Here is an 18,697-nt window from a genome sequence, read left to right as displayed (position 1 = left end):
GATTTGTATAGCTATGTCCATTTGGGCCTTTAGTTTTGCTATGTCAAATTCTGCTAGTGATATTAAATCTGCAATATTTTGGAGAAGGATCTCAGCTATAGGATGGACATCGGTATATAGCTTGATGCTACATTTTTTGATATTGATATCAAATAAAAAACTAAATTCTAAACAGACAAAATTACTAGGGATTTTACATCTTCCTGCAATTATAAATATGTATATTTTTTCTTTTTCAAATAAGCTAGCAATTACTCAACATAACTTAATAAAAATAGATTTAGGTTGGACCAGTAGATCAATAGGTAATGGATTGGATATGTTCTTTAGATTGTATTATATTTCTTATATATTAATGAGTATATTGGTTGTTTGGATATGGCAAAGAAGAATAGAGGATAGACAAACTGCAAAGAGAGCAAAACTTATTGCCTACTCTTTGTTTGCTAGTGGGGCACTAGGTACTATTACAGATATAGTAATGACCTCTTTACTGAATAAGCCCATGCCACAGTTAGGTCCAATTTTTATTTTATTGCCGGCAGGTTCAATGTATTATGCAGTAAGGTATTTTGATATATTTAAGGCGAAAATTTCTAAAAAAGAAGAAATAATATTAACTAGTGAAGAAAAAGAGAATATATTTAAGAATATATCATTAGGATTTTATACTGCATCCCTTCTTACTTTTTTATCTGAGTATATACCCTATATAGATGAAGAAAATGCCTTTAAAGTTGCACTGTTAAAAGCTCTAATAATTTGCAGTATAGGAATTATTATAAGGCTTATTCAAAATATAAAAAAAGAAAATATAAAAAGAAATCTGACTACAATAGCTTTAATTTTAAGCGTTCCCATATGCTTATTTATGTTTGTTGAATATGGAAGTGTAACAGTTTGGGCTTTTACCATGATACTAATAGCAGCCGCTACTATATTTAGTAAAAGGATATTGCTTGTTTCAATCACAATAGTATCAATTATTACACAAATCTTAATTTGGATAGTTCACCCTGAGATAACATTAGTAGTGGACAAGTATGATTATATTTTAAGAATAGGAATGCTTGTTGTGGCATTTTTCATAGGATTATCCACTAATAAAATGTATGTTTCTAAAATAAAAGATAATAAAAATAAAGTTGAATTTCAAAAAATAGTCTCAGATATTTTATTTGATTTTTTAGATATCAATCAAGAAAATTTTGATTGGAAAATTAATAACTTACTAAAAGAAATTGGTGAGTTTTTCCATGTAGATAGAACTTATCTATTTACTATAAATCCTGATAATGACACTATGACATATTCAAATGAATGGTGCAATAGGGGAATAAATAAAGAGGTAGGAACAATTGAAGAAATACCATTAGATGTATTTCCTTGGTGGATAGAAGAGCTAGAAACTAAAGGAATTGTATATATTGAAGATGTAGATGAAATGCCAAAAGAAGCAAGGGAAGAGCAAGAACAGCTCCATAGACAAGAAGTAAAATCTTTAGTTTCAGTTCCTGTTATGGTAAATGATAAAATTAAAGCTTTTATAGGTATTGATTCAGTCTTAGAAAACAAAATATGGTCAACTGAAAACATAGAGATGCTTAATATTATGGCAAATATTTTATCCAGCGGTTTTATGCAAATAAAAGCTGATAAAGAGATAGAATATATGGCATATTATGATAATTTAACAGGAATTCCAAACAGATTCCTATTTAAAGATAGAGTTGAAAATGCTATTAGCTTAGCTGAGCGAAATGAAAGGCTTGTTAGCATCATGTTTATAGACTTAGATAATTTTAAATCTGTAAATGACACTATGGGACATGATGGAGGAGATTATCTTCTTAAAGAAGTTTCCGATAGATTATCTAAAAGAATAAGAAAAACAGACACAGTTTCTAGATTTGGTGGAGATGAATTTATAATTCTCTTAAATAACATTGATAACCATAATGATATTTCAAAGATTGCAGACAATATTATGAGAGTGTTTTCAAAACCCTTTATCATAAATGGACAGGAGGTTTTTATTACTGCCAGTGGAGGAATAGCGACTTATCCTATAGATGGAGAAGATTCAGAAAGCCTAGTTAAAAATGCTGATACTGCAATGTATGAAGCAAAAGATAATGGAAAAAATCAATATTCTTTATGCACACCTGATATGAAAAATGAAGTTGAAAAAAATATGAAACTTTCAAATGATCTCTATCGTGCCCTAGAAAGAAATGAACTAAGTATTCATTACCAACCTCAGATAGATTTAAATAGTAAAGAGATAACTGGTCTAGAGGCCTTACTGAGATGGAAGCATCCTAAATATGGAATGATTTCCCCTGTGGTATTCATACCTTTAGCTGAAAAAAATGGCTTAATAAATAGCATTGGTAAATGGGTTCTTAAAACAGCATGTAGGCAAAATAAGAAGTGGCAGGATATGGGTTTGGCTCATATTAAAATGGCAGTTAACTTATCAGGTATACAATTTATAAATGAAAATATAGCTGATGATATTGAGAAAATTCTCAAAGAATCAAAATTAGACCCTAAGTATCTTGAACTTGAGATTACAGAAAACATAGCGATTAAAGAAACAGATTTTGTCATAAAAGTATTAGAGAAGTTAAAGAAAATAGGTGTTTCTATCGCAATCGATGATTTTGGAACAGAGTATTCTTCACTAAGTAGGCTTAAAAACTTACCTATAGATAGAATTAAGATTGATATGGAGTTTATCCAAGGGATTAAGAAAAGTCCGAAAGATCAAGCCATAACAGGTGTTATTATCAATCTGGCTAAAAGTTTAGGAATGAATGTTTTAGCTGAGGGTGTAGAAACAGCTCCACAGTTAGATTTCTTAAACCAGAAAATGTGTGATTATGTACAAGGATACTATTACTATAAGCCTATGACAGCTGAGGAGGTTGAGGAGATATTAAAAAAACTTAAAGAATCAGAAAAACCATCTATAACAGAAAAAGTTCTTAAGCCTCAATACAGCTAAAATACATTAGGAAAAATTGAGTTATAAAAAGAAATAAATAGATTAGCTATACCAAATATTATAGACATAAAATAGTTAAAAAAAAAGGAGAGAATTAAAGACATGAAAAATGAAAACAAGAACAAAAGGAGAACAAAATCCATAAGAACTAAATTATTAATCATGCCTGTATTATTAGTCATTGTAGCAATTATAGGGATTGTAATCAGCGTGAGCATTCAAACAAACAGCAGTATGCGAGGAGAAATGATAGAAAGCACTGAAGTTCTACTTGGGAGCGTTGCTGATAGACTAAATGATGGGGAAATTGATCAAGAGCGATACCAGAGAATAATAGAAGATTTAGCTTCCAATGAGGATGTTGAATATGCTGGTTATATTGATCAGGATTATAATTATCTTGCAAATAGTAATCCAGATTTTATAAATAGTGATATGAGTAGTGATAGTGAGGTTGTGAATGCTTTAAGTAATAACTTAGTAATATCAAGAGATATGGAAGAAAAGGTTGATAAGACAGAGGTTCTTGATATGATTTATCCTGTTGTAAAAAACAATGAAACCATAGGTGCTTTAAAAATAGGTTTTAATTATAATAATTTAAATGATTCAATTAGTTATAATAGAAGAGGGGTAGTAATAATTGGTTCAATAGCGGCACTGTTAATAATATCTCTTCTTTATTTTGTTTCTAGAGAAGTTCTTACAGCTCTAAATTCTATGAAAGCTGATACAGAAATGATGGCTAATGGGGATTTCTCCCTTGATGCGCCAGAAGAATTTCAAGCTAGGGAAGATGAATTTGGAGAAATTGCTCGTGCTAATATGAATATGAAAAAGTCCATTCGTAATATTTTAAGAGATGTAATAACCCGGGCAGAAGTGGTGGCTGCTCATTCGGAAGAATTAACTGCAACAACTCACCAATCGAAATTAGCTGCTGATGAACTGGCAACTGTAATTGAAGAAATAGCCCATACCTCAACTTTACAAGCTGAAGATGTGGAGAATGGATCTAATGCCATGGGAGAGTTAAATCGAGAGATGGAATTAAATAATCTTAATATTGAAAGATTAAATCATTCCACCGGAGAAGTGAATACCCTTAAAGATGAAGGACTGGAACTTATTGGTGATTTAGTTGATAAAACAGAAGAAGTGAGAGAAGCAATACAAAAAATCGGTGTTGTGATTGATGATACCAATGCAAGTGCGGCTAATATAGCCAAAGCCATTGAAATGATCCAAAGCATATCTGAGCAAACCAACTTATTAGCACTGAATGCAGCTATTGAAGCTGCAAGAGCTGGAGAATCTGGAAGGGGTTTTGCAGTAGTTGCTGAGGAAATTAGAAAATTAGCTGAAGGCTCAAATAGCTTTACTGGGGAGATAGAACTTATAGTTAATGATTTAACCTCAAAATCACTAGAAGCAGTAGAGACTATGGATCAAGTTGAAGAAATCATTAATTCTCAAGGAAGCAGTGTAGACCGAACAAATGCGAAGTTTGAAGGAATTTCATTGTCCTTAGAAGAAATACAAGAAGTAATTTCCAGAGTTAATAAGTCAAATGAAGATATGGCAGCACAAAAAGAAAGATTGACGAATTTAATAGAGAACCTGGCTACTGTAGCAGAAGAAAATGCAGCTGGAACTGAAGAAGCAGCCGCATCAGTTGAAGAACAAAACGCAGTTATGACTGAAATAAATAATGCAAGTGAAGAATTAGCTAAGGTAGCTGAAGAATTAAATAGTGCAGCTAGTGTATTTACTATTTAACAAATAAATTTCAACTATTTAAATAAAGTTAAGTTGAGTTTGTCTTAATGCTAATTAAGACAAACTGGGAAAAAGAGCTATAACAATTGATACAACTAGGATAGAGTGGGTTTTATACTCTGTCCTTTTTTATTTTTCTTCTTTGAGCTTGTCTTAAGTTGTGATATAATAATCATATGTAAAACTAAGAAAGAAGGTAGATTTTATGGTAAGTGTTGATCCAATACGAGATCCTAAAAAGATTGATTCAATGAAAATATATTTAAAGGGAAATAACATAAGAGATTATACTTTATTTGTGGTCGGAATTAATGTGGCTCTAAGAGTTTCAGATCTCTTAAATTTAACATGGGGTGATGTTTTAAATCCTAATAAGAAGAGTTTTAAGACTGTAAACCTCCTGGAAGGAAAAACCCATAAAAGAAGAGAAATTCAGCTAAATAAGACTTCTCAAAATGCCTTTAAAGAGCTCTTAAATAGCTTGGATACCTACACTATGACCGATTATATCTTTAAATCTAGAGAAGGAGAAAACAAACCTTTAACCAGGCAACAAGCACTTAATATATTAAAAGATTCAGCTAAAGCTGTAGGAGTTAAAGACAATGTGGGAACTCATACACTAAGAAAAACCTGGGGTTACCATGCCTGGAAAAAAGGATTTTCTCCTGCCTTAATTATGGAAACTTTAAATCATAGTAATTTAACTGTTACAAAACGTTATTTAGGGGTCAGGCAAGATGATATTAACGATCTTTATGGGAGCTTAAATATTTAATATTGTTTTTAGGACTAGAGCTATAGGTTTATATATCATTTAAAGACTCATAATGCTTGACACATGGATTTTATATGTACAAGCTATAGAATTGTATTGATAATAGGCTGAGAGAGGTTATAATCGATTTAAGAGCTTCGTGTTTCGATTTAAATATTATCAATAAAAATGTTTTAAAAATTGTTGGCTAAGATCAGTATAAAAAAGGAGAATTAATTATATGGATAAAAAAATTGTTTTTAGAAAAGCAGGCAAGAATAGTTTTAAAGAAGTAGATGTAGATGAAATATTGAAAGATGTTATAGAAATCAAGATTTACTCAGAAAAATTTAAGTTGTATAAAAAAACAGGCAGACCAAGAACAATAATGCACCAATGGTTATTTGAAGAGCTCTGTAAATTCAGTGATATTAAACTTGATGAAATTATGGATTGGACTGAAGGAACAAGAAAAGAAATATTAAAAGAATATTACGGAAAGCAATATATAGAGTCTGAAAGCTCAAAAAAAATCTTTGAAGAAATTGAAAAAAGAAATATTCCAATGGATTTTGGTGACTAATATTAAATATTTAATATTAGTCACTTTATTGACAGAAATTTAAATTTTATATATAATTGTATTACAACGTAATACAAAGGAGTGTTTAGATATGGATACTATTAATGTCAGGGTGAATGAAGAAGATAAAAGATTGCTTGAAAGCTATGCTAGAACAAATAATAAGACAATATCAGAGGTAATTAGAGAGAGTATTGACGATATAATTGAAAATGAAATTCATTTAAAATTGTATCAAGAAGGAATGAAGGAATTTGAAAAAGACCCCGTTACCTATACTCATGATGAAGTCTTGGTCGAGCTAGGTTTAAAGAAAGAAGAACTGTAATATGTCTTATAAAGTTATTTACTCAAAAGCAGCACTTAAAAAATTAAAAAAGATAGATAATCATAATAAATTATATATCTTATCCTGGATAGATAAAAATCTAGAGGGTTGTAGTGATCCTTACGAAAAAGGAAAGTCATTAAAGGGTCAATTTGTAGGTAGCATTAGATACAGAGTAGGAGATTACAGGATCATAACTGATATACAAGAGGATAAATTAATAATATTAGTAGTTAATATAGAGCATAGAAGTAAAGTATATAAATAAAATAGAGAGGATGATCCTATGTGCATAATTCAAATAAAGCTTAATCAAGAAGAAGAAAGAACCCTTAATAAATATGCTGAATTATTTGATATGCCTCTGTCTACCTTGTTTAAGAAAGCTTTAGAAGAAAAGATTGAAAATGAAATTGATATGAAAAGTATCGAAGAATATGAAAAAAAAGTTAAAGATGGATCTCTTGAAACCTATAGTTTTGATGAAGTGAAAAAGATGTTAGATTTATAAGTAATAAAAATCCAGAACTTGATAGACTCACTTATACCTCCTAGATATAGCTGTAACTTTCAAAACTGTATCTAGGGGGCTTTTTTATGTACAAGCTATACAATTGTATTAATTGCATACTAAAAGTCCTTAAATTTGATTTAAGGACTTCGTTTTCAAATTTGATTAAATTATATTTTTTAACAGTGATTTTAAGATTTTACTTTTAGGTTTTAAAAATCTCAATCCTGTGGATAACTTTTTCTCTTAGAAAGATATAAAGATATAAAGATTAAATGCTTTAAAGAATTAAAAGAATTTAGGCTTTTACACCCCAGTAACTGCAAGTGATTGCTAGGAGATATGACTACATTTATAATACCATATGACTACATTTATAATACCATATGACTACATTTATAATACCATATACTACATAGTAAATATAACATCGCACTAATTGACATGTAGTTATTACGATGATATAATTTTAAAAAAGGGGTGAGGTTCATGGCCGAAAAAGAAAATAAAATTAAAGTTTTTAAAACTAATAAATTAATTGAAGCAAGATATAATTTAAATTTAGTAGAACAAAAACTAATATTATATGCAGCTAGTCAAGTTAATTGTTTTACAGGAGAAGACTTTACAATTCTCAAAATGCCTGTATCTGAATTTTTTAGTATAATTGGGAACGATGAAAAATCTAAAAACCACACTTATATAAAAAATCTAGCAAAAGGATTAATGAGTAAACAACTTGAAATTAATTATCCAAATGGAAATTGGGAGATAATACAATGGCTATCTAGGTGTAAATATGGTTCAGAAGAGGCTATAATTGAAATTGAGTTTTCTAAATATATGAAACCATATCTTTTAAAATTAGAGGAACATTATAAAGGATACCCCTTAAGAGAAGTCATGCAACTTGGATCCAAGTATTCAATAAGACTTTATGAGTTGTTAATTCAATGGGAATACACTAATCATAAATCACTTACTATAACAGTTGAGGAATTGAGAAAGAAAATGGGAGTAGAAGATACAGAATATAAGAGGTTTACCAATTTTGAGGATAGAGTTATTAGAACAGCAGTTACAGAATTAAACAATATATCAAATCTTTTCGTAACTTATGAAAAGATAAAACTAGGTAGAAGAATAGATAAAATCAAATTTAAATTTAGTGTAAAAGAAAATGAAAAATCTATAGCTGAGGAAGAAATTAAACAACTAAAAGATATAGGATTTGTAGATTACATAGAAATTATTAAAGAAATCTTTGATGATGATGAACTAGTTTTTACTGATTCTGAAATAAATAATGCTTATATATTAACGGTTGAAAAATTGGATAATATAGATGCTATACAACAAAATAGAGATGATGCAGTAGGTGCTTATATGCTATATTATTATGAATATACGAAAGATAAGGCTAATAGAAGAGCTTATAATTATTTTTTAAAAGCAATAAGGGAAGATTATAGTAACCTAAGAACATTACTTAAATTCCATCAAGATCCATTAACTTTAAAATATGGGAAACTTTTTGAATGATAAGGAACATGGCTAAAACACAAGAAATATAGATTGAACGGAGATGAAACTATATGTTAACAGTTCAACAACTAGCAGATAAATTAGGAATAACTCCTCAAGCAGTGTATAAGAAAATTAACCAGCAGTTGGCAAACGAACTTAAACCGTTTGTAGTGGAAGTTAAACGAGGAAAAAGAACTGTAAAGATGATAGAACCAGGAGGACTAGAGATAATAGCAAACAGTTTGGAACAACCAGTTGATGAGCCAGTTGTTGAACTTGATAACAACGGTTCACAACAGTTGATAAGTCTTTTAGAGGAAACTATAGATGTTTTAAGAGGACAACTTGCTATTAAAGATGAGCAACTAATTGCTAAAGATAAGCAATTAGAATCTAAAGATAAACAGATTGAACGATTAGGGGATATGATAGAGTCTAATCAAGAATTAAATAAAAATAATCAAATTTTACTTCATAGACAACAGGATCAATCAAAAATGATTGAATCTAAAGATAAAAAATTTTCCTTTAAAGATTTGTTTTCTAGAAATAAAGAATAAATAAAAGTTTAATTATTAGTAAGACAGTCAACGGGTTTGTAGTCACAAACCTAAAAACTAAAATTTTAATCTTATAGGAAGTTTTCTATAACTTTATAAATTAAAATCTGCTGCTCTGCTCAAGTTTAATCAGTGTCACTTTGCTCGATTTTTTAAATAAACAGATTGTTTGAGATAACAAGCATAGTGTGTATTTCACACGTTGTCTTTGTTGTTTTTTTTATTAAATTTTTCACAATATTTTATAGAATTAAACTTAATATGAAGAAATTTAATAAAAAAATATATTAAGTTAAATAAATATGAGTAAAATACTTCAAAGAGGGAAATATATTAGTATATCGCCATCATTTGATGGCATTTTTTCGATATATCTGTTATAATTATAGTACCAACATCTTGCGAATAAAATATGATATACAGAAAGGCGGGAACTAACGGATATATGGAAATAGAATTTAGAAGAATATTTCTTAAAAACATAAAAAAGATAATTATTAATAACGGATGCATACCTACTCCCAGGGCTAAAAATGTAGACTTTATGAGAAAATATTTTTTAGATGACAAGGATCTAAGGGAAATAATTTTGGATTTAAGTCCTAGTGACTGTATAGGAGGACCTGAGCCTGATCGGGATGGTTACCCAGGTCACATTCTTAAATTTAAAAGTTCCTACTTAGATGAGGTGATTATTTATATAAAAATTAGATATAATCCACCAGAGCAAGTGATCATTATATCTTTCCATGAAGACGAGTAAAAAAATTGTGGGTATAGAGCAAATAATATCAATAGTAAGTATTGTTTGTTCTATATAGCTAGTTTATATGTTTAGATAAACTATAGAATTATATAAAGATATAAACTGACTATATATTGTAATTGATATGAAGAGAGGGGAGACATATGGATATAACCAAAGGAGTTTACTGTTCAAATTGTAATAAAAATGTAAATTATAATACAAGGGGGGAAATAATTGAAAGTTATAAAGGATATGAAGTTAATGTTGAAGAAATAATTGCAGTGTGTAATATTTGTGATAATGATATATATGTTTCAGAGATTGAAAGTGAGAACTTCGAAAGATTATACAATAAGTACAAGGAACTTGCTGATATAATTACTTCACAAGAAATAATTGATTTTAGAGATCGATATAATATATCTCAAAGAGAACTTACATCAATATTAAATTGGGGTAAAATGACTATCAATCGTTATGAAAGAGGTGCTGTGCCAAGTCAAAGTTATAACGATCTATTAAAGTTAATCATTTCTAATCAAAACATTTTCAAAGAAAAGGTTGATGATGCATTTCAAAACGAAAGAATAACAACCAGGACTTATGAAAAGATTCAAAATAAATTAAAAAAATCTAATAAGGTGTTTTTTCAAGAAATGGTAATAAGTTCTTTAACACATGTTGAAGATGAGTATAACGGATATAGGAAATTTGATATTGAAAGGTTAATAAATCTTGTAAGTTACATTGCTGATAATGTTGATTTATATAAAACTAGTCTAAATAAATATCTATGGTTTATTGACTTTGAAAGTTTTAAAGTCAATATAAGATCAATAACTGGATTAAGATATATGAGATACACTTATGGTCCTGTTATTGAAGACTTTAAGTACGAAGAGATATTAAATCATTTTGATGATAAAATCTTTAAAGAAGAATATGAATATGATTGCAATATAAGAACTCAGATAAAAAGTAAAGGTGAATATGATTTATCCATCTTTAAAGAAGAAGAAATAGAAGTGATAAACAATGTTATAAATACATTAAAAGAAAAGGATTGTAATGAAATCTCTCGCTTATCACATGAAGAAGAGGGCTGGATTAATAATAAAGATAGAGATCTAATCTCTTATAACTATGCTGATAAATTAAATTTGAATTTTAATTAAAAAGGGGCCTAAATCTAGGTTCTTTTTTATTGACAAAACTTGTATCTTTCTAGTTTTAGCTATGGTATAATATAAATATAGAGTAAACTTAAATAAACTATAGTTTACTAAGGTTTACTTATTGAACAATCCATATAAGGAGGAATAGGCTATGAATGAAGAAATAAACACACCAAAACAGGAGAAAAAGACTTGGGCGGCTAAGATACCAGGAGAATTAAGAGAAAGAATAGAAGATATTACTGATGCTACTGGTATGAAGGGTGAAGAACTACTTACTAATTTAATAGAATCCTTTGATTTAAACCAAACTAAATTATCAGCTCCTAAGTTTGAACAAGACATAAATAACCTTGAAACATATACTGCTGGAATAGTAAGTTGTATTAAAAATGTAGTTGAAACTGCTACTGATATGGAGAAGATCAACGAAGAAAAGTATCAAAAGAGAATACAAGATAAAGAAAAAGAATTATTAAAGATGAAAGAAGAACTGAATAAATTAAAAGAATCTCAAAAAAATCTAGATGAAGAAAATATGAAATTCTGGAAAGAAAATAGAAATCTAGAAGAATCATTAAAAAATCTTAAGGATGCAGATGAAGAAAAAACACTTAAAAATAAAGAGATTATGGATCTTAAGGATACAGTTATACTAGAGAGAGAAGAAAAGATTAAAGACCTAAATGAATTAGTGGTTAATCTGACATCAGAAGTTGAGAAAAACAAGAAATATCAAGAAGAGATTTCTACCCTAAAAGAAGATATAAATCTAGTCAATCAAAAGGTATCTCAAAAGGCAAATGAGATTAAAGCTAAGGAAATAGAAATTGATGGCCTTAAATCCCAAATAGACTTTTTTAAAGACCAGGTAGCGATTTTAAAAGCTGAATACAAGGACGAAACAAAAGAATTAAAAACTTCTATGCAAAAAGATTTTGATAATAGAGTAAAGGAATTAAAATTATCATCTGAAAAAGAATTAAAAACAAGATTAGAGAATCAGGAAAGGTCGAACGATAAAATTATAAAGAATTTAGAAGTAAAAATAAAAGAGCTAGAAGAAGCTAAAAAGAAAGAATAATAAATTTATCTTTAGATCCTGAGCCTTAAATTTTTATTTATCCTTAACATATTTAGAGAGTGGTTTCATCTGATATAATTTTAAGGCGAAGGAAAGAAGGAGGATTATTTTATCTCTGTCACCTTCGCCAGTTTTAAAATATACAGATGAAATTCACTAAGTCCAGGTGGAGATTTTTTGAGCGAACTTCTCAAAACAATACTACCTGGACTTTGTGAAAGCGAAGGGAAACTTTAGCAATAAAGTTTCTGACCTTGATTGATTTTGACCTTGAATTTATCCTTTGATTTTGTCTTTTGACTTTGATTTTAAGCCTCGCAGAGCACACACCTTATATTATAAGGTATAGTGTGTTATACTTTACTTGGAAGATAGACCGATTTTGTAATTTTACTCTACTTTGTAAAGGAGTTGATTTTATGTCAATGATAGTTGCTAGGATGCAAAAAATGAAAGCTGAAAACCTAACAGGAATTGGAAATCATAATCAAAGAAAAACAGAGAATCATTCTAATAAGGAAATTGATATTGATAGATCTTATTTAAATTATGATCTAGTGGATAATACTCAAAGCTATAAAAAGGATATTGAGAAATTTATTAATGAAAAGAAATCATCACCCAGGGCAATTAGAAAAGATGCAGTGCTTGTAAATGAATGGATTATTTCAAGTGATAGAAAATTCTTTGAAAATTTAAGTGAAGGTGAAACAGAGAATTTTTTTGCAAGGGTAAAAGATTATTTTGCTGAAAACTTTGGAGAGGATAATATTAGATATGCCACTGTTCATCTAGATGAAACTACTCCACATATGCATATGGGCATTGTTCCTTTTGATAAAGATAATAAACTAAGTGCTAAGAGAGTCTTTAATCGAGTGGCTCTGCAAGATATTCAAGAAGAATTACCTAAGTATCTACAAGAAGTAGGTTTTGAAATCGAAAGAGGGCAGAGAGGATCAGAAAGAAAAAACTTAACTGTTCCTGAATTTAAAGAGATGAAAGACGAACAGAAAGAAATTGAAAGAGAGATTGAAATTAAGAAAGATGAACTTTTAGCTTATACTAAAGATAGAGCACTTAAAACAACTCTTGATGATATTAAATTTAAAAGAGAAATGAAAGAAATAGAAGTTCCTACTGGAGAAAAAACTCTTTTTGGAAGAGAAATAACTGAAACAGTAAAAAAACCTACTGGTAATTTAATTATATCTGAAAAAGATTTTAAAAGTATTCAAGATTTCAATTCATATAGCAAAAAAAGAGAAGTTAAATTTTTAAATTTATTAGATACTGATCTTTATAAAGAGAATGAAGGATTGAAAGCTGAAAATAAAGAGCTTATTAGAGAGAATCAGGAACTAAAAAATAGTAACAATAAAACTCTTGGATCATTCAATCGACTTAAAGAAGAAAATACCTTTTTAAGAGATGAGATAAGTGATTTAAAGAGTGAAATTAGTTTAATATATCAATCTACAAAAAGCTTTTTAAAAGAGCGTACGGATGATATAGAAGCTTTTAAAAGCTCATTTAAGGAGTTAGTCCAGAATGTATCTGAAAAATTAAATTTAAAAGGCTTAAATAGCTATTTTAAAAAAGAATATGATAAAGATAATCCAATTAAAACAAAAAATAAACTTGAATTTGATATTGAGTCCCTAAAAAGAAGATCAGCAGAAACAAATAAGGTTAATAAAAAGGAAAAAACAAAGACAAATAATCGTGGAATGGATAGATAGATTATAGATCTGATAACAATGATTAATACAAGGGGCATGGTTTACTATATACCTATTCGCTTTATCTTCTTGTAATTTTGAATAAATGGTTATATGATATTTGATAATGTTATATATGTTTTATAACAATCTATTTAAAGGGTGAATAAGATGAGTATAGGAGAGGAAGTAAGGGCAGAGGGGACAAATGTTTTAGTTTTAGATATACAAAAAAAATATTTGATTTTATTCAATAAATACAAAAAACAATTTATAAAAGCAAATAATTGGAAGGAATATTATGAAATAGTATCTTGGAGTAGTTTCGAATATTATTTTAGTTTAAATGAATTGATTAAAAATATTAATTAGTTTGTTGTTAAACTTCATATCATATACTGATTTATGATATAATACATAATGATTTATATAAACTTAATAGGTGGTGATAGTATGAGTGATAATAAATTTGATTTATCTGATAAAGAAGAGCAAATGCTTGAAACTATGTGGAGGGAAGGAAGACCACTTACAAGATCAGAGATAATAAATTTAACAGAAAATAGAAGATGGAAAGAAAGCTCAATACATGTATTTTTAAATAGATTGTTAGATAAAGAATCTATTAGAGTATGTGATATTGTAAAAACATCAACTAACTACGGCAGAACTTATGAGCCAACATTTACTGCTGAAGAATATGACATAGCACGTCTAAAGCAAAGCTTTGAAACTATAAATCCTGAGACCTCTGTGATTTCTGATTTTGTTTCTTTTATTGCAAAATCAAACAAGGTTGATAAGAAAAGTCTGAAAGAATTAGAAGATATAATCAAAGAACATAAAGATAAGTTGTAAATATTTAAAAAGGGGGACATAAAATGCAGATAACATTTTTTTCTTTTGTCATGTCCTTGCTGTGGTTTAATTTATATATGGTAATTATAAATACTTTTAGAAAAAGGGATAATTTCATTATTTCATTTAGTACCTTTCCATTAGTATTTTTTCTTTTTTTAAGTATATTTAGGTTGATATTTAATTTTGAAATACCAGATTCAGTAATCATAAGATCAAGAAGTATTTTCCCCAAAATTTATGACCTGATAAGAAAACCATTATACTTAAAAGACTTTGGTATAAATATACTACAGTTATTCATCTTTACATGGATAACTGTAGCTTTAATACTAATAGTTAGTAATGCTTTAAAATATAAAAACTTTAAAAAGAGTTTAAATAAACTTAATAAAAACCAAAGTACAGAGAATCAGGGGAGATTTAATAAAGTACTAAAACAAACAAAAATGATAGATAAAATAGATATAGTTCAAAATGATAAAATAAGCTCACCATTTATTGTAGGTGTAGTAAAAGGAAAAGTTTATATTCCAGATATCACTTTTTCACAAGAAGAATTAGAATATATTATTTCTCATGAAATAAACCACTTCCTTGAGAGAGACTCCTTAAAGAAAATCCTAATACAGGGTATTAAATATATTTTTTGGTGGAATCCTTTTGCACATTTGTTTGCAAATAACTTTAATCATATATTGGAAATCCAATGTGATTTAAAGACTACAGCTAGTTTTTCAGCTGAAGAAAAAATAACATACTTAGAATCTATAACTAAAATTATAAAAGACTCAAAAAGTAACAATATCAAATACAGTACTGTACCTAATTTTATAAATATAGATGATATGGATTCTCTAAAGCAAAGATTCAGGATAGTTTTAAATCATAAAGAAAAAAGAAGTTGGTTTAATATATTTAATGTTGGATTATGTGTTTTAGCTTTATGTTTATATATAGGATCATACTTTATAATAATACAGCCTGATTATAAGCCAAGTAACAATGAAATCTATGAAGATGAAGGAAAAAGTGAAGATAATTCATTTATTATAGAAAAATCAAATGGTGATTATGATGTTCATATAGATAATATTTTTAAATATAGTATAAAAGATTTAGAAGAATTAGATGAAGATTTAAACAATTTACCTATTTATAAAGAAGGAGTGAATTAAAGATGAAAAGTAGAATAAGAAAAGCTTTAGTGTATTTATTGTTATCTTTTTTTGTGTTATCTAACATACCTAATGATGTACAAGCGGTTTCACAAGTAACAACTTATAGTATAGAGGAGATAAAACCTTATGCTGAAGAATCTAAGTGGTATTATAGAGATGTTAACGGTAGACAGCAAAAAAGATTATGGTCTCGTACATATGGATATTGGATAACAGATTGGATATGGGCTTAATTTAAATTTTAAAATCAATTAATATATTAATTGATTTTTTAAATACAGTGTGATATGTTCTACAATATAGTGATAACTCGTATCACTATATTGTAGTTTTTTTAAAAAATAGAAGGGGGACTTAAATCAAATGAAAAAAATTTTATCAGGTTTATTAGCTTTAGTAATGCTGTTTGGTGTTATTGCACCAGTAGGAGCTGTTTATGCTCAAGATAATCAGGATAAAACAGATATTGAAGTTCAAGAGGCTCTACTTGAAGAAGAATTAAAGTTTTATTTTGAAGAAGTAGGATATTTCAACGAAGAAAATGAATATATTGTTACTAACCCAGAATTATTAGAGAAAAGAATTGAAAATGGAGATGAAGTAGCAAAAGATCTTTACGAATTAAATCTTGCATATACTAGTGATTATGGCGATGAATACCAAACTTATGGACAAATTGATTATGGTTATTGCATACTTAGAGATTATTTTGGTGTATATGCTGATTTAATAAGTGGGAAACTTATAGATTCTTTTGTGGGTTATGTACAAGGTAAAGCTTGGTCAGCTGCAGCAAAATTACTTATAAAAGCAACAGGAGCTGTTGCATCTAAAGCTAACATTGTAATAATGGCAGGGCAAATAGCTGTTGCAGCGTATAACTGTAGAGGAGAGCTAGCAAAATAAATAAAAGACAAAAACACTTATATAAGTGTTTTTGTCTTTTATTTACATTATCTAAATAATTTATATTTACATTAATCAATATGTTTATCTATTTTAAAATAAAATTTTAATTAGACAAATTATTGTTTAGTATATTAAACAATAATTAATATTTCTAATATAGTTGAAATAAGGAGGAAAAATATGAAAAAAAATTTAAACGAAAACATCAGAGATATTAATAAAGAAAATAAAGCTAAAGAACAAAGTAAAATTGACATTTCAGATGTTATAATTGGTTTACTTATAGGTGTATTTTTATATTTTGGATATTATATGTTAATGACTAGACAATTTGAAAAAGACCCTTTTAAATGGCCATATATATTAATTAGTATATATTTCGCATTGTCTACGCTATTGTATGCTTATGCACATAATAGAGTAAGTGCATGGGTTGAAAATAGTAAATTTATAGATTTACTATTTATACCTCAAACATCAATTCTAATTGCATATATATTTGCACCAATTATTTTTATAATAGAATTATTTTAAAAATCAAAACTGCTATTCCCAGTTTGTCAAAATGTCAATTAAGTAAAACTCACCAAAACAGCTAGAACAATTGATATAACTAGGACAGAGTAGGTTTACTGCTTTGTCCTTTTTTGTTTTTTTTGAGTTTGTCTTAATGTTCAATTTAACCTATTTTGGTAAAACTAAGGGATCATGAAGTTTTTAATAACAAAATATAGGATTTAGACTAAAAATAAAAGATTACTTTTAAAGGTAATATATAAAAATGAAATTTATTAGCATTGTTTGATCTCTTAGGTACACCCTAAAAGGACATAATTAAAATCAAAATATAAGTGACTGATATATTCATTAATAAATTCTACTAAAGCTTTAATTTATTTAAGTTCTTTCCCTTTCCATGCAAATGTTATCTTTATTTTATTTAACATCTTTATAATTTGAATCTAAATTAATACAACAAATTGTTATAGTAAGTAATTTATGGTACAATTATTATATTGCTAACGTTAGTTAGTTGATAAAAATAAATAAAGGAGTGAGAAAAATATGGAAACAATAGATAGAATAAAAAATGAAGCATATATATTGTTTGCCGAAAATGGTTATGCAGGCACATCTATGAGAGATATTGCAAATAAGGTAGGAATTAAAGCTGCATCAATATATTCTCATTATAAATCAAAGGAAGATTTATTTATTGATTTATTTAAAGACTGTATTAGTGAATATGATATAGGCGTTAGTCTAAATGATGATCATATAGATATACCTTTAGAAGAAAAGATGTTAGAGTTATTAAGAGTACAAGTTCTTTTTCTTGAAGAAAATCCACACTTATTAAAATTTTTAGCAAGAATTATATTTTTCCCACCTGTTGAATTAAAGGATAAATTACAATCCATAATTGAAGATAATTTAAATATTACTAATATGAAAAATTATTATGAAATATATGATGTATTAAAAAAGGATAAAAAGATAAAGAATGAAATAACAATAGATCGATTTATATCTACTTTTGATATGTGTATTATAAGATACTTTATTGGGAAGATTGGATTAAATTATTATAAAGAGCAGGAAACCATTGAAAGCTTATTTAATTCATACTGGGAAGAAATGCAATCTTAGATTAGATGAATAAGACAAATAAATAAAATAATTAATATAGATAATTAAAAAAAAGGGGGTATGATTGATGGAATTTGGAGCGACAATAATTTCTTTTATGTTTTTTTTAGCATTCTGTATTTACCTTTATTGGGGAATACATATAATTCTAATAAATAAAACAGAACAAGAAAATAAGATGTTTTTAGGGATTTGTATAGCTATGTCCATTTGGGCCTTTAGTTTTGCTATGTCAAATTCTGCTAGTGATATTAAATCTGCAATATTTTGGAGAAGGATCTCAGCTATAGGATGGACATCGGTATATAGCTTGATG

21 protein-coding genes are annotated in these 18,697 nt (G+C 27.9%); all 21 read left to right on the top strand.

The features are described from left to right. Nucleotides 1-3,010: EAL domain-containing protein (locus tag TICRE_RS07765; RefSeq protein ID WP_143583106.1), on the top strand; the 3,010-nt coding region annotated here is incomplete at its 5' end. A 102-nt stretch (nt 3,011-3,112) separates the two neighbouring features. After that, entirely contained in the window at nt 3,113-4,789 is a 1,677-nt protein-coding gene (locus TICRE_RS07760; protein ID WP_075726811.1) for a methyl-accepting chemotaxis protein, read from the top strand. Nucleotides 4,790-4,994: 205 nt separating this feature from the next. After that, nucleotides 4,995-5,567 (top strand): tyrosine-type recombinase/integrase, encoded by a 573-nt coding sequence (locus tag TICRE_RS07755; RefSeq protein ID WP_075726809.1) that lies wholly within the window; start codon nt 4,995-4,997, stop codon nt 5,565-5,567. Between the two features lie 220 nt (nt 5,568-5,787). Then, the gene (locus tag TICRE_RS07750; RefSeq protein WP_075726807.1) at nt 5,788-6,129 is read left to right on the top strand and encodes a hypothetical protein; all 342 of its coding nucleotides are present in this window, start codon (nt 5,788-5,790) and stop codon (nt 6,127-6,129) included. A 91-nt stretch (nt 6,130-6,220) separates the two neighbouring features. Then, nucleotides 6,221-6,457: a type II toxin-antitoxin system RelB family antitoxin gene (gene relB / locus TICRE_RS07745; RefSeq protein WP_075726805.1), complete on the top strand. Its 237-nt coding sequence runs from the start codon at nt 6,221-6,223 to the stop codon at nt 6,455-6,457. Between the two features lies 1 nt (nt 6,458). Next, complete coding sequence (locus TICRE_RS07740; protein ID WP_075726803.1) at nt 6,459-6,725, top strand: type II toxin-antitoxin system RelE family toxin; 267 nt, start codon at nt 6,459-6,461, stop codon at nt 6,723-6,725. Nucleotides 6,726-6,743: 18 nt separating this feature from the next. Continuing rightward, nucleotides 6,744-6,968: a type II toxin-antitoxin system RelB family antitoxin gene (gene relB / locus TICRE_RS07735; protein ID WP_075726801.1), complete on the top strand. Its 225-nt coding sequence runs from the start codon at nt 6,744-6,746 to the stop codon at nt 6,966-6,968. Between the two features lie 489 nt (nt 6,969-7,457). Beyond that, nucleotides 7,458-8,510 carry a replication initiation protein gene (locus tag TICRE_RS07730; RefSeq protein ID WP_075726799.1) on the top strand — a complete coding sequence of 351 codons (1,053 nt, stop codon included), beginning with the start codon at nt 7,458-7,460 and terminating at the stop codon, nt 8,508-8,510. Between the two features lie 53 nt (nt 8,511-8,563). Beyond that, nucleotides 8,564-9,055 (top strand): DNA-binding protein, encoded by a 492-nt coding sequence (locus tag TICRE_RS07725; RefSeq protein ID WP_075726797.1) that lies wholly within the window; start codon nt 8,564-8,566, stop codon nt 9,053-9,055. A 445-nt stretch (nt 9,056-9,500) separates the two neighbouring features. Beyond that, a complete protein-coding gene (locus tag TICRE_RS07720; RefSeq protein ID WP_198927529.1) occupies nt 9,501-9,818 on the top strand; it encodes a hypothetical protein in 318 nt (105 codons plus the stop codon). Nucleotides 9,819-9,964: 146 nt separating this feature from the next. Then, nucleotides 9,965-10,978: a type II TA system antitoxin MqsA family protein gene (locus tag TICRE_RS07715; RefSeq protein ID WP_075726795.1), complete on the top strand. Its 1,014-nt coding sequence runs from the start codon at nt 9,965-9,967 to the stop codon at nt 10,976-10,978. Between the two features lie 151 nt (nt 10,979-11,129). Then, nucleotides 11,130-12,062: a hypothetical protein gene (locus TICRE_RS07710; protein WP_075726793.1), complete on the top strand. Its 933-nt coding sequence runs from the start codon at nt 11,130-11,132 to the stop codon at nt 12,060-12,062. Between the two features lie 419 nt (nt 12,063-12,481). After that, nucleotides 12,482-13,804: a MobV family relaxase gene (gene mobV, locus TICRE_RS07705; protein ID WP_075726791.1), complete on the top strand. Its 1,323-nt coding sequence runs from the start codon at nt 12,482-12,484 to the stop codon at nt 13,802-13,804. Between the two features lie 141 nt (nt 13,805-13,945). Further along, the gene (locus TICRE_RS07700; RefSeq protein ID WP_233120171.1) at nt 13,946-14,155 is read left to right on the top strand and encodes a hypothetical protein; all 210 of its coding nucleotides are present in this window, start codon (nt 13,946-13,948) and stop codon (nt 14,153-14,155) included. Nucleotides 14,156-14,236: 81 nt separating this feature from the next. Further along, nucleotides 14,237-14,641 carry a BlaI/MecI/CopY family transcriptional regulator gene (locus TICRE_RS07695; protein ID WP_075726787.1) on the top strand — a complete coding sequence of 135 codons (405 nt, stop codon included), beginning with the start codon at nt 14,237-14,239 and terminating at the stop codon, nt 14,639-14,641. Between the two features lie 23 nt (nt 14,642-14,664). Beyond that, nucleotides 14,665-15,819: a M56 family metallopeptidase gene (locus tag TICRE_RS07690; protein ID WP_075726785.1), complete on the top strand. Its 1,155-nt coding sequence runs from the start codon at nt 14,665-14,667 to the stop codon at nt 15,817-15,819. A 2-nt stretch (nt 15,820-15,821) separates the two neighbouring features. Continuing rightward, nucleotides 15,822-16,055, top strand: a complete 234-nt coding sequence (locus tag TICRE_RS07685; RefSeq protein WP_075726784.1) for a hypothetical protein — start codon at nt 15,822-15,824, stop codon at nt 16,053-16,055. A 130-nt stretch (nt 16,056-16,185) separates the two neighbouring features. Continuing rightward, complete coding sequence (locus tag TICRE_RS07680; RefSeq protein ID WP_075726782.1) at nt 16,186-16,728, top strand: hypothetical protein; 543 nt, start codon at nt 16,186-16,188, stop codon at nt 16,726-16,728. A gap of 183 nt (nt 16,729-16,911) precedes the next feature. Continuing rightward, the gene (locus TICRE_RS07675; protein WP_075726780.1) at nt 16,912-17,265 is read left to right on the top strand and encodes a hypothetical protein; all 354 of its coding nucleotides are present in this window, start codon (nt 16,912-16,914) and stop codon (nt 17,263-17,265) included. A gap of 531 nt (nt 17,266-17,796) precedes the next feature. Continuing rightward, nucleotides 17,797-18,381, top strand: coding sequence for a TetR/AcrR family transcriptional regulator (locus TICRE_RS07670; RefSeq protein ID WP_075726778.1), 585 nt, complete (start codon nt 17,797-17,799; stop codon nt 18,379-18,381). Nucleotides 18,382-18,448: 67 nt separating this feature from the next. Then, nucleotides 18,449-18,697: hypothetical protein (locus TICRE_RS07665; RefSeq protein WP_143583104.1), on the top strand; the 249-nt coding region annotated here is incomplete at its 3' end.

The organism is Tissierella creatinophila DSM 6911 (genome assembly GCF_001940565.1).
Taxonomy (GTDB): Bacteria; Bacillota; Clostridia; order Tissierellales; family Tissierellaceae; genus Tissierella_A; species Tissierella_A creatinophila.
This window is presented reverse-complemented; position numbering and strand designations above follow the sequence as displayed.

What these genes read in the sequence shown, in the direction of transcription:
- TICRE_RS07670 (WP_075726778.1), top strand. Translation starts at nt 17,797, where the DNA reads ATGGAAACAATAGATAGAATAAAAAATGAAGCATATATATTGTTTGCC.
- TICRE_RS07695 (WP_075726787.1), top strand. Translation starts at nt 14,237, where the DNA reads ATGAGTGATAATAAATTTGATTTATCTGATAAAGAAGAGCAAATGCTT.
- TICRE_RS07690 (WP_075726785.1), top strand. Translation starts at nt 14,665, where the DNA reads ATGCAGATAACATTTTTTTCTTTTGTCATGTCCTTGCTGTGGTTTAAT.
- TICRE_RS07730 (WP_075726799.1), top strand. Translation starts at nt 7,458, where the DNA reads ATGGCCGAAAAAGAAAATAAAATTAAAGTTTTTAAAACTAATAAATTA.
- TICRE_RS07755 (WP_075726809.1), top strand. Translation starts at nt 4,995, where the DNA reads ATGGTAAGTGTTGATCCAATACGAGATCCTAAAAAGATTGATTCAATG.
- TICRE_RS07750 (WP_075726807.1), top strand. Translation starts at nt 5,788, where the DNA reads ATGGATAAAAAAATTGTTTTTAGAAAAGCAGGCAAGAATAGTTTTAAA.
- relB (WP_075726801.1), top strand. Translation starts at nt 6,744, where the DNA reads ATGTGCATAATTCAAATAAAGCTTAATCAAGAAGAAGAAAGAACCCTT.
- mobV (WP_075726791.1), top strand. Translation starts at nt 12,482, where the DNA reads ATGTCAATGATAGTTGCTAGGATGCAAAAAATGAAAGCTGAAAACCTA.
- TICRE_RS07675 (WP_075726780.1), top strand. Translation starts at nt 16,912, where the DNA reads ATGAAAAAAAATTTAAACGAAAACATCAGAGATATTAATAAAGAAAAT.
- TICRE_RS07680 (WP_075726782.1), top strand. Translation starts at nt 16,186, where the DNA reads ATGAAAAAAATTTTATCAGGTTTATTAGCTTTAGTAATGCTGTTTGGT.
- TICRE_RS07740 (WP_075726803.1), top strand. Translation starts at nt 6,459, where the DNA reads ATGTCTTATAAAGTTATTTACTCAAAAGCAGCACTTAAAAAATTAAAA.
- relB (WP_075726805.1), top strand. Translation starts at nt 6,221, where the DNA reads ATGGATACTATTAATGTCAGGGTGAATGAAGAAGATAAAAGATTGCTT.
- TICRE_RS07760 (WP_075726811.1), top strand. Translation starts at nt 3,113, where the DNA reads ATGAAAAATGAAAACAAGAACAAAAGGAGAACAAAATCCATAAGAACT.
- TICRE_RS07725 (WP_075726797.1), top strand. Translation starts at nt 8,564, where the DNA reads ATGTTAACAGTTCAACAACTAGCAGATAAATTAGGAATAACTCCTCAA.
- TICRE_RS07720 (WP_198927529.1), top strand. Translation starts at nt 9,501, where the DNA reads ATGGAAATAGAATTTAGAAGAATATTTCTTAAAAACATAAAAAAGATA.
- TICRE_RS07685 (WP_075726784.1), top strand. Translation starts at nt 15,822, where the DNA reads ATGAAAAGTAGAATAAGAAAAGCTTTAGTGTATTTATTGTTATCTTTT.
- TICRE_RS07715 (WP_075726795.1), top strand. Translation starts at nt 9,965, where the DNA reads ATGGATATAACCAAAGGAGTTTACTGTTCAAATTGTAATAAAAATGTA.
- TICRE_RS07710 (WP_075726793.1), top strand. Translation starts at nt 11,130, where the DNA reads ATGAATGAAGAAATAAACACACCAAAACAGGAGAAAAAGACTTGGGCG.